The 10,145-nt window shown below is 67.8% G+C and carries 10 protein-coding genes and 1 tRNA gene; 5 read left to right on the top strand and 6 right to left on the bottom strand.

Translation table 11 applies throughout. The features are described 5' to 3' along the window. Both BN4332_RS34265 and BN4332_RS10820 read right to left on the bottom strand, forming a co-directional pair. On the bottom strand, positions 1 to 177 hold a 177-nt coding region (locus tag BN4332_RS34265; RefSeq protein WP_435405192.1), incomplete at its 3' end, for a biotin carboxylase N-terminal domain-containing protein. 2 nt (positions 178 to 179) lie between these two features. Next, positions 180 to 1,733, bottom strand: a complete 1,554-nt coding sequence (locus BN4332_RS10820; protein ID WP_066898442.1) for a carboxyl transferase domain-containing protein — start codon at positions 1,731 to 1,733, stop codon at positions 180 to 182. Between the two features lie 71 nt (positions 1,734 to 1,804). Here BN4332_RS10820 and BN4332_RS10825 point away from each other — a divergent pair, with 71 nt between their 5' ends. Next, positions 1,805 to 2,401, top strand: a complete 597-nt coding sequence (locus BN4332_RS10825) for an SACE_7040 family transcriptional regulator (protein ID WP_066898443.1) — start codon at positions 1,805 to 1,807, stop codon at positions 2,399 to 2,401. Here the strand turns inward: BN4332_RS10825 and BN4332_RS10830 are convergent. Beyond that, positions 2,398 to 4,254 carry an alpha/beta hydrolase family protein gene (locus BN4332_RS10830; protein ID WP_200820403.1) on the bottom strand — a complete coding sequence of 619 codons (1,857 nt, stop codon included), beginning with the start codon at positions 4,252 to 4,254 and terminating at the stop codon, positions 2,398 to 2,400. The genes BN4332_RS10825 and BN4332_RS10830 overlap by 4 nt on opposite strands. 127 nt (positions 4,255 to 4,381) lie before the next feature. Between BN4332_RS10830 and BN4332_RS10835 the strand changes: the two genes are divergently transcribed. Beyond that, entirely contained in the window at positions 4,382 to 5,143 is a 762-nt protein-coding gene (locus BN4332_RS10835; protein ID WP_066898450.1) for an MmpS family transport accessory protein, read from the top strand. Positions 5,144 to 5,151: 8 nt separating this feature from the next. Here the strand turns inward: BN4332_RS10835 and BN4332_RS10840 are convergent, their stop codons facing one another. Further along, complete coding sequence (locus tag BN4332_RS10840) at positions 5,152 to 6,459, bottom strand: MFS transporter (protein ID WP_066898444.1); 1,308 nt, start codon at positions 6,457 to 6,459, stop codon at positions 5,152 to 5,154. A 43-nt stretch (positions 6,460 to 6,502) separates the two neighbouring features. On the opposite strand from BN4332_RS10840, the gene cmrA reads away from it, so the two are divergent. Beyond that, the gene (cmrA, locus tag BN4332_RS10845) at positions 6,503 to 7,309 is read left to right on the top strand and encodes a mycolate reductase (protein WP_066898445.1); all 807 of its coding nucleotides are present in this window, start codon (positions 6,503 to 6,505) and stop codon (positions 7,307 to 7,309) included. Positions 7,310 to 7,389: 80 nt separating this feature from the next. Here the strand turns inward: cmrA and BN4332_RS10850 are convergent, their stop codons facing one another. Then, the gene (locus BN4332_RS10850; protein ID WP_066898446.1) at positions 7,390 to 8,961 is read right to left on the bottom strand and encodes a helicase HerA-like domain-containing protein; all 1,572 of its coding nucleotides are present in this window, start codon (positions 8,959 to 8,961) and stop codon (positions 7,390 to 7,392) included. 117 nt (positions 8,962 to 9,078) lie between these two features. Between BN4332_RS10850 and orn the strand changes: the two genes are divergently transcribed. Both orn and BN4332_RS10860 read left to right on the top strand, forming a co-directional pair. Continuing rightward, positions 9,079 to 9,726: an oligoribonuclease gene (gene orn / locus BN4332_RS10855; protein ID WP_066898447.1), complete on the top strand. Its 648-nt coding sequence runs from the start codon at positions 9,079 to 9,081 to the stop codon at positions 9,724 to 9,726. A gap of 41 nt (positions 9,727 to 9,767) precedes the next feature. Further along, positions 9,768 to 9,840, top strand: a tRNA-His gene (locus BN4332_RS10860). Between the two features lie 78 nt (positions 9,841 to 9,918). Here BN4332_RS10860 and BN4332_RS33955 read toward each other — a convergent pair. After that, positions 9,919 to 10,145, bottom strand: a 227-nt coding sequence (locus BN4332_RS33955) for a PPW family C-terminal domain-containing PPE protein (protein ID WP_494337817.1), incomplete at its 5' end; no start/stop codon positions are given.

Here is a 10,145-nt window from a genome sequence, read left to right on the forward strand (position 1 = left end):
GATCCGGACCGCCACGTCGGCCTCGGCGACGTGACGCGCCCCGGCGTCGGCGTCGCTGAACACCGCGACCGACCGGATGCCCATGGCCCGCAGGGTGCGGATGACCCGCACCGCGATTTCGCCGCGGTTGGCGACGAGGACGGTGTCGAAATTCGGGGAACTCGTGGAAGAGGTCATCATCACATCCGGAATACGCCGTAGGAGACCGGCTCCAGCGGAGCCTGGCCGACAACCGAAAGGGCAAGGCCGAGCACGGTTCTGGTGTCCGCAGGGTCGATGACCCCGTCGTCCCAGAGCCGGGCCGTCGAATAGTACGGATTGCCCTGGTGCTCGTACTGGGCCCGGATCGGCGCCTTGAACTGTTCTTCCTCTTCGGGGCTCATGTCGCCGCGGACGGTGGCCAGCACCGAGGCCGCCTGCTCACCGCCCATGACCGAGATCCGGGCGTTGGGCCACATCCACAGGAAGCGAGGCGAATAGGCCCGCCCGCACATGGAGTAGTTGCCCGCACCGTAGGAGCCGCCGATCACCACGGTCAGCTTCGGCACGCGCGCGCAGGCCACCGCGGTGACCATCTTGGCGCCGTGCTTGGCGATTCCCGAGGCCTCGTAGTCGCGGCCGACCATGAAACCGGCGATGTTCTGCAGGAACAGCAGCGGCGTCTTGCGCTTGTCGCACAGCTCGATGAAATGTGCTCCCTTGAGCGCGGATTCGCCGAACAGCACGCCGTTGTTGGCGACGATGCCGACTGGGTGGCCATGGATCCGGGCGAATCCGGTGACCAGCGTGGTGCCGTATTCGGCCTTGAACTCGTTGAACTCGCCGCCGTCGACGATGCGGGTGATCACCTCGTGCACGTCGTAGGGCACGCGCGGGTCCACCGGAACCACGTCGTACAGCTCGCTCTGATCGGCCACGGCGTCCACGGTGGGTGCCACCTCCCACGGCGGCGCCTCGGCCGGGCCGAGGGTGGCGACGATGTTGCGCACGATCCGCAGTGCGTCGCGGTCGTCGTGGGCCAGATGGTCGGTGACCCCCGAGGTCTTCGAGTGCAGGTCACCGCCACCGAGTTCCTCTGCCGTGACCACCTCACCGGTGGCGGCCTTCACCAGCGGCGGCCCGCCGAGGAAGATCGTGCCCTGGTTGCGCACGATGACGGCCTCGTCGCTCATCGCGGGCACGTACGCCCCGCCGGCGGTGCACGAGCCGAGTACGGCGGCGATCTGCGCGATGCCCTGCGCACTCATGGTGGCCTGGTTGTAGAAGATCCGGCCGAAATGCTCGCGGTCCGGGAACACCTCGTCCTGACGCGGCAGGAACGCGCCGCCGGAGTCGACCAGGTAGATGCACGGCAGCTTGTTCTGCAGCGCGACCTCCTGCGCGCGCAGGTGTTTCTTGACCGTCACCGGGTAGTAGGTGCCGCCCTTGACGGTCGCGTCGTTGGCGACGATCAGGCATTCCCGGCCCGACACCCGACCGATGCCGGCGATCATGCCGGCGCCCGGGCATTCGTCGTCGTACATGCCGTCGGCGGCCAGGGCGGCGATCTCCAGGAACGGGCTGCCCGGGTCGAGCAGGCCGTCGACGCGGTCGCGGGGCAGCAGCTTACCCCGGTCGACATGACGTTGGCGGGCCCGCTCGGGGCCGCCGAGGGCGGCGGTGGCGAGCTTGGTGCGCAATTGCTCAACCAGCGCCAGATGCTCGTCGCGATGCGATGACAAGGCAGCTCCCATTTGAGTTAATGACAACTAACTGGTGGTAGGTTAGTTTTCATTAACCGAGTTGTCTACCCTCCGGAGGCGCCATGTCCGACAGCGCCGTCACGCGTCGCAGTAAGGCCAAGTCCGACCGCCGTGGCCAGTTGATCGCCGCCGCCGAACGGCTGGTGGCCGAACGCGGGTATCTCGCGGTGCGCCTGGAGGACATCGGCTCGGCCGTCGGGATCAGCGGCCCGGCCATCTACCGGCACTTCCCGAACAAGGAGGCGTTGCTGGTCGAGCTGCTGGTCGGGATCAGTACCCGCCTGCTCGCCGGGGCACAGGAGGTCATCGCGGCCGACGAATCCCCGGCGGACACGTTGAACAGCCTGGTGGACTTCCACCTCGACTTCGTCTTCGGCGAATCCGATCTGATCCGCATCCAGGACCGCGACCTGGCCCATCTGCCCGACACCGCCAGACGACAGGTGCGCCGTGCTCAGCGGCAGTACGTGGAGATCTGGGTGACGGTCCTGACGCGGCTGAACCCGGACCTGGCCGAAGAGGATGCCCGAGTGATGGCCCACGCCGCGTTCGGCCTGCTGAACTCGACCCCCTACAGCGTGAGACCCGCTGCGCCCAAGACACATTCACGGGCGGTGCTGCGCCGCATGACGCTGGCGGCGCTCACCTCGTCCGACTAGGCGTTGAACGCCTTGGTCAGCCACCGGGTGGCGGCATCGACCAGCACCGCGCGGTTTTCCCGCTTGGCGATCTCGTGTCCGTCGTCCTCGAAGATCAACAGTTCGACGGTGCGGCCCAGCGCCGTCAGCGCGTCGTACATCTGACGCGATTCGTCGGGCAGCACGTTGGTGTCGTTGCCGCCGTGCACCAGCAGCAGCGGCGCGATCACCGCATCGGCCCGTGGCAACGGCGAAAGCTCTTCCAGCAGATCGCGATCCGCCACCGGATGGCCGTACTCGGGGTAGGACGCCGCCGCGATCCACGGCTCAGTGGTGCGGTAGAAGCTGTTCAGATCGCTCATTCCGCAGATGCTGATGCCGGCCACGAACATGTCCGGATGAAAGGCCAACGCGGCCTGGGTCAGATAGCCGCCATAGGACCAGCCGGTACACGCCAATCGGTCGGCCGGCGCGATACCGCGGTCGACCAGATACTTGGCGCAATCGGCGACGTCGTCGATCGCCGCGAACCGCAGTTCCTTGTCATCGGCGTGCACGAATGCGCGCCCGAATCCCCCTGAACCACGCACATTCGGCGTCAGCACCGCGAACCCCGCATCCAGCAGGGCGGGGAAGATTTCGTTGTATTCCGGCCGGGCCTGCCCCTCCGGACCGCCGTGCAGAAACATCACCGCGCCCAGCGGCTCCTCCTCCGGCCGGTACAGCCAGCCGGTGAGCTCCAGCCCGTCGCGTGCGGTGATCCGCTCCAGGGTCGGCTCCGAGGTCAGCGGCCCCCGGCTGGGCTCGCGGTCGATCCGTTCCCACTCCAGGGACCGCGGGTCGACGAGTTCGACGGTGCGTGGCAGCGACGGCCCCTGAACGGTCAGCGCCACCATGGAGCCACCCGCACTGATACTCAGCTCGCCCGCCACCGGGCCCGGCAGCGGGATCGGCGCCGACAACGTCTCGTCGGCGTACTGCAGGATCTGCAATTCGCTGCGGCCGTCGATGTTCCACAACAGGGCGACGGTGGACAGATCGTCACTGACCACGAACTCGTCGAGGTCATAACCGGGACGCTGGGCGACCACGTGGTAGGACACGCCCTCGGCGGTGACGGTGACCTCGAGCAGACGGGCATACCCGGCGCCGTTGTCGCTGCGGACCAGCGCCCGCACAAAGCCTTCGGTGCTGCCCGGACCGTAGTGGCTCGCCGGGTGATACAGCGTGGTCTCACCCTCGAGTCCGCTGCGCAACCGGCGCGGAGTGTGATCGTCGAGAATCACACCGGCGTCGGTTGTGGAGCCGGGATCCGATGGCAGCAAAGCGATTTCGGTCAACCCCCACAGCATGATCAGCTCCTGGTAGCCACGCGGCCCGACCCGCACCAGCGAGGCGCCGGCCCACGCGTCGACCAATCGGCCACCCGACCGGCGGTCGATCACCATGGTGTCCCCGGTGGCTGGATCGATCAGGCACGAACTGCCGACACCGTCCTCACCGGTCAGGATCGCCGCGACCTGGGTGCCGTCCCAGCCGATCAATTCCGCGGTGCCCTCGCCGGCCTCGGCCGGCCAGATATCGATGCGGCGTGCGGCCCGGTCGTCGGGATCGGTCGTCACCACCCAGATCTGGCTGCGGGTCCCGCCTTCGGGGGCGACCTGGCAGGCCAGCCAGTAACCGTCGGCAGAGTGGATGACCTTCGTCACGGGGCCGACCACGGGCAGTTCGACGTCGCGGGACGAGCTGGCCCGCCACCCGCGCAGGAACCGCTGCACCGCGCGCGGGTATCCGCCGTCGTCGACCAAGTGGGCGAATGCCGTCGCGTCCGGCGACAACGACGCGCCGTAATTCACCCGCACATGCCGATCCACGGTCACTTCGCGTCCTCCCGTCCGTCTCCGACGTCTTCTCCAGCATCAACGCGCCGCCCGATCACCGCTACCTCGGTCGCAGCGCACTGAGCATCCGCACAGGTACCCTCGCAGCCATGAGGTGGGCATGACCGATTCACCACGCCGCGACGGGTCCGAACCGACCCAATCTTTCGGTAGCGGCTATCCCGTGGACTATCCAGATCCGGCGTACGCGAACCAGCCGCCGTATCAGGGTGGCTACCCGGTGCTGCCTCCGGCGCCGAATCCCACTCAACAGCTGCCTACCTACCCTCCCTACGGGTACGACCCGAACGCAACCGGGCAGTACGGAGCGGGCTCTCCCCCGCCCGGCGCCCCGGTGCCGCCCGAGCCAGACAACCGCGAGCCCCGGCTGTGGCTGTGGATCCTGGCCGGCGTCGCGATCCTCGCCGTCCTCGGCATGGTGATCGCGCTGGTGATCGCCAACGGGTCCCGCCAGGAAACCGTGGTCGCACCGCAGCCGGTCACTCCCGAGCCCGGCTTCACCACGTCCCCGACCCCGCCGACCACCACGTCCCGCTCGCCCCGTCCCATCCCGGTGCCCATCCCCGCTCCGCCGACGGCCACCACCGCCCCCGGACCGACCGAGACCGTCACCTACGAGGTCACCGGCGAGGGACGCGCCATCAACATCACCTACCTGGACACCGGCAACATGTTCCAGACGGAGTTCAACGTCGCGCTGCCGTGGAGCAAGCAGGTCGAGCTGGCGCAACCGGCGACCGAGACCGCCAGCGTGAGCGTGGTGAACTTCGGGCCAGAGGTGGCGTGCACGGTGACCGTCAACGGCGTACAGACCCAGCACCGCACCGGGTCCGGCATCACGATCTGCGTCGGCACCCAGTAAGTCGCCGGTCAGGGAGTCGTCGCGGGACGCCCGGTCGTTCGTGCCGGCACCCGCACGGCCAGCATCCCGACCAGACCCAGCACCAGCACGAGGCACAACCCGCCCATGCCGGCGCGGTCGGTGCCGAACACATCGATGAAGGTGAAGAACAGCCACGGCGCCAGGAACGAGGCCGCCCGCCCGACCGTGGTGTAGAGCCCGAACGCCACGCCCTCCTTGCCGTCCGCGGTGATCCGCAGCATCAAGGTGCGGGCCGAGGACAGCGTGGGCCCGATGAACAGGCACAGCAGCAATCCACACACCCAGAACGCCACCGGCCCGGACAACGCCAGCAGGGCCAGGCCGACGGCGATCAGGCAGACCAGTGATCCCACGATCACCGGTTTGGAACCCACCCGGTCGTCCAGCTGGCCACCGGTGACCGCTCCGAACGCCGCGACGACACAGGCACTGATCCCGAACAGCAGCACGTCGGCGTCCGAGATGCCGTAGACGTTGACCCCGAGCACCGCCCCGAACGCGAAGACACCGGCCAGCCCGTCGCGGAACACCGCGCTCGCCAGCAGGTAATAGACGACGTTGTGGTCGCGTTGCCACTCGCCGCGGATCTCGGTCCACAGTTTGCGGTAGGCGCCGAGCAGGCCGACCCGATCGACCGGGCCGGCCTCGGTCGACTTCGGCACGAAGATGAACACCGGCAGGGCGAACAACACGAACCAGACCGCGGTGAGCAGCATCACCGCGCGCACGTTCTGACCGTCCTCGGCCGACAGGCCCAGCAGCCCTCGCGTCGGGCCGTCGCCGGCGATGAACCCGACGTAGGCCAGCAGCAACAGCAGCACACTGCCGGCGTACCCCAGCGCCAGGCCCAGCCCCGAGATCCGCCCCGAGGTCTCCGGTGTGGACAACTGCCGCAGCATGGCGTTGTAGGGCACCGTGGCCAGCTCATTGCAGGCGGCGGTGCAGGCCAACAAGATCAGTCCCGGCAGCAGATAGCGATGGTCATCGCGGATCAGCGTCATCGCCGACGTGAACGCCACGGCCGCACCCGTCATCATCGCCAGCACCCGACGCCGCCGGGCCGGGTCGTCGACCCAGACCCCGGTCACCGGTGCGAGCAGGGCCACCACCAGGCCGGCGACCGTCATGGCCCGGCCGAGCCAGCTGGCCGGCGTGGTGTCCCCGGGAAGATCCGAGCCGACGCTTCCGGTCAGGTACACCGAGAACACAAAGGTGACGACGATGGCGTTCAGACCCGTCGCGCCGCAGTCCCACAGCGCCCACGCGAGCACCCGCGTCCGCTTGGTGTTCGCCATGACCGACACCCTATGGGTTTCGGCTCCTTCTAGGATTGGCGCCATGCCAGTACCCGCACCCAGTCCGGATGCCCGCGCCGTCGTCACCGGCGCCTCACAGAACATCGGCGAGGCGTTGGCCACCGAGCTCGCCGCCCGTGGTCACCACCTGATCATCACCGCGCGGCGGGAGGACGTGCTGACCTCACTGGCGCAGCGCCTCACGGAGCGCTACGGCGTGACGGTCGAGGTGCGCGCCGTCGATCTCACCGACCCGGCGGCCAGGGACGCGCTCTGCGACGAGCTGGCACAGCGCGAGATCTCGATCCTGTGCGCCAACGCCGGCACCGCGACCTTCGGCCCGATCATCGACCTCGACCCGGCCGGCGAGAAGGCCCAGGTGCAGCTGAACGTGCTCGGCGTGCACGATCTGGTGCTGGCCGTACTGCCCGGGATGGTCAAGCGCGGCTCCGGCGGCATCCTGATCTCCGGTTCGGCCGCAGGCAACTCGCCGATCCCCAACAACTCCACCTACGCCGCATCCAAGGCGTTCGCCAACACGTTCAGCGAGTCGCTGCGCGGCGAGCTCAAGGGTGCGGGCGTGCATGTGACCGTGCTGGCTCCCGGACCGGTGCGCACCGACCTTCCCGACGAGTCCGAGCAGTCCTTGGTCGAGCGGCTGATCCCCGACTTCCTGTGGATCTCAACGGAATACACCGCCAAGCTGTCGCTGGACGGCCTGGAGAAGAACAAGATGCGCGTGGTGCCCGGGGTGACGTCCAAGGCCATGTCGATGGCCAGCGGGTACGCGCCGCGGGCCATCGTGACGCCCATCGTCGGCGCGGTCTACAAGAAGCTCGGCGGCGGCTAGGCCTTTCGCCGTTTTGAGATTGCACTGAGGGCTGTGGTTCTTGCCGAACCACAGCCCTCAGTGCAATCTCAACGCTTCGACTAGCGGCGGCGGCCCGTGCCGAAGATGCTGCGGGTGATCTCACGGCCGATGACCGTGCCCGCCGAACGCATGGCGCTCTTGAACGCCGGGCTGGCCATCATCTTGTCGAAGAATCCCGGTTCTTCGGGCTGCGCGGGTGCCGGCATCGGCGCGACGTCGCCCGACGCCTCGACCCCGGCGAAGCCGCCCGGATCCTCCGGCGACGGCGGCGGGGCCAGCTTGGCGGCCAGCCGCTCGTAGGCCGAATCGCGGTCGACGGTCTGTCCGTAGGTGGCCTGCAGCGGGCTGGCCTTGGCCGCGGCGGTGATCGCCTCGGGGCCGATGGTGTCCATCAACGACCGCGGCGCGCGCATCCGGGTCCAGGCCACCGGCGTCGGTGCGCCCCGTTCCGAGAGCACCGTGACGATCGCCTCGCCGATGCCCAACGAGGTCAGCGCCTTCTCCAGGTCGTAGACATCGGTCTTCGGGTAGGTGCGCACCGTCTTGGACAGCGCCTTCTGATCGTCGGGAGTGAAGGCGCGCAACGCATGCTGGACCCGGGCACCCAGCTGGGACAGCACCTCGTTCGGCACGTCGGTGGGCAGCTGTGTGCAGAAGAACACGCCGACCCCCTTCGACCGGATCAGCTTGACCGTCTGCTCGACCTGCTCCAGGAAGGCCTTGGAAGCGTCGGCGAACAGCAGGTGCGCCTCGTCGAAGATGAAGACCAACTTCGGCTTGTCGACGTCGCCTACCTCGGGCAGCGTCGTGAACAGGTCGGCAAGCACCCACATCAGGAAGGTGGAGAACATCACCGGCCGCGCGGCCTGGGTCCCCAGCTCCAGCAGGCTGATGATGCCGCGGCCCTGCGCGTCGGTGCGAAGCAGATCCTTGGGTTCCAGCTCGGGTTCGCCGAAGAACGAATCGGCGCCCTCGGCCTCCAGGTTGACCAGGGCCCGCAGGATGACGCCCGCCGTGGTGGTCGACACCGCGCCCAGCGCCTTGAGCTCGGGCTTACCCTCATCGCTGGTGAGGAACTGGATCACCGACCGCAGGTCCTTGATGTCCAGTAGGGGCAGCCCCTTCTGGTCGGCCCAGTGGAAGATCAGGCCGAGGGTGGACTCCTGAGTCGTGTTGAGCCCCAACACCTTTGACAGCAGAATCGGACCGAAGCTGGTGATCGTGGCACGCACCGGAACCCCGATGCCCTCGGTGCCCAGCGACAGGAACTCGACCGGGAACGCCGTCGGCGCCCAGGTGTCACCGGTGTCCTTGGCCCGCTGTTCGACCTTCTCGTCGGTGGCACCCTGGGCCGAGAGACCGGACAGGTCCCCCTTGACGTCGGCCATCACCACCGGAACGCCGGCCGCCGACAACTGCTCGGCGATCACCTGCAGCGTCTTGGTCTTACCGGTGCCGGTGGCGCCGGCGATCAGCCCGTGCCGGTTGACCGTGGCCAACGGGATCCGTACCTGCGCGGTCGGGTCGACGGTGCCGTCGACGACGACGGTTCCCAGCTCCAGCGCCTGGCCTTCGACGGCGTAACCGGCAGCGATCTGCTGCGCGGGGGTGGCTGTCGATTCGGTGGTCATGCCGCGGTCCTCCCAGTTTTCGCGAACGAGCCAATCGGGGTCTGACACTACTTGCCAGGCGGCGCGCGCGGTGGGTGTGGCGGCTCGTTGTCACGTGTAGGAATACTGTGGATCTTCGTGCGAGACGAACTGGTATGGATCGACTGCGAGATGACCGGCCTGGACCTCAAGTCCGACCGCCTGATCGAGATTGCGGTTCTGGTCACCGACGCGGACCTGAACATCCTCGGTGACGGCCTGGACGTGGTCATTCACACCGACGATGAGGCCCTGTCGTCCATGGTCGACGTGGTCAAACAGATGCACACCCGGTCCGGACTGATCGAAGAGGTGCGGTTGTCGACCGTCGATGTGGCCACCGCCGAGGAGATGGTGCTCGATTACATCCGCGGGCACGTCAAGCAGGCCAAGGCCGCTCCCCTGGCCGGCAACTCGATCGCCACCGATCGTGGCTTCATCGCCCGCGACATGCCCAAGCTCGACGATTACCTGCACTACCGGATGATCGACGTCAGCTCGATCAAGGAACTGTGCCGGCGCTGGTACCCCCGGATCTACTTCGGCCAGCCGGAGAAGGGGCTCGCACACCGCGCGCTTGCCGATATCCACGAGTCGATCCGTGAACTCAAGTACTACCGCTCGACCGCGTTCGTGCCCCAGCCCGGGCCGTCTACCAGCGATATTGCCGCGATCGCCGCCGAGCTCGGTCCGCCGAAGGACGACTCACCAGAAACCGATTCGGCGCTGGGACACCCGAGCAGTTAGTATCTACGAGCCGCACACGCTCCAAAGGCAGCGCGGCGATGGTGGCTGTAGTTCAGTTGGTAGAGCACCAGGTTGTGATCCTGGCTGTCGCGGGTTCGAGTCCCGTCAGCCACCCCGATATCGGGAACGCCGTCCGCGAGCGGGCGGCGTTTCTGTTTCGCCGTCCGACGAACTCCTTGAGTGCCCCGTCGGTCATTCCTTGAGCTCTGAATCCCAGGTCGATGGCAACAGCGGCACCGACGGGCCTTCCCCGAACTCGGCGTTGCCCAGAGTTGTCAGTCCCGTCGTCGTCACGTCTGCCTGGTCTCGGACACCGCTAAAGCCCAGCGGCCCAGCCCCGCGTTCCGACGCGATCGGCGAGGCCCCCGGTCCGGCGGCTGGCTGAGGGTCCACCTGGACGTCCATGAACTCGTGGCCGC

The organism is Mycolicibacterium houstonense (assembly GCF_900078665.2).
In the GTDB taxonomy this organism is placed as follows: domain Bacteria; phylum Actinomycetota; class Actinomycetes; order Mycobacteriales; family Mycobacteriaceae; genus Mycobacterium; species Mycobacterium houstonense.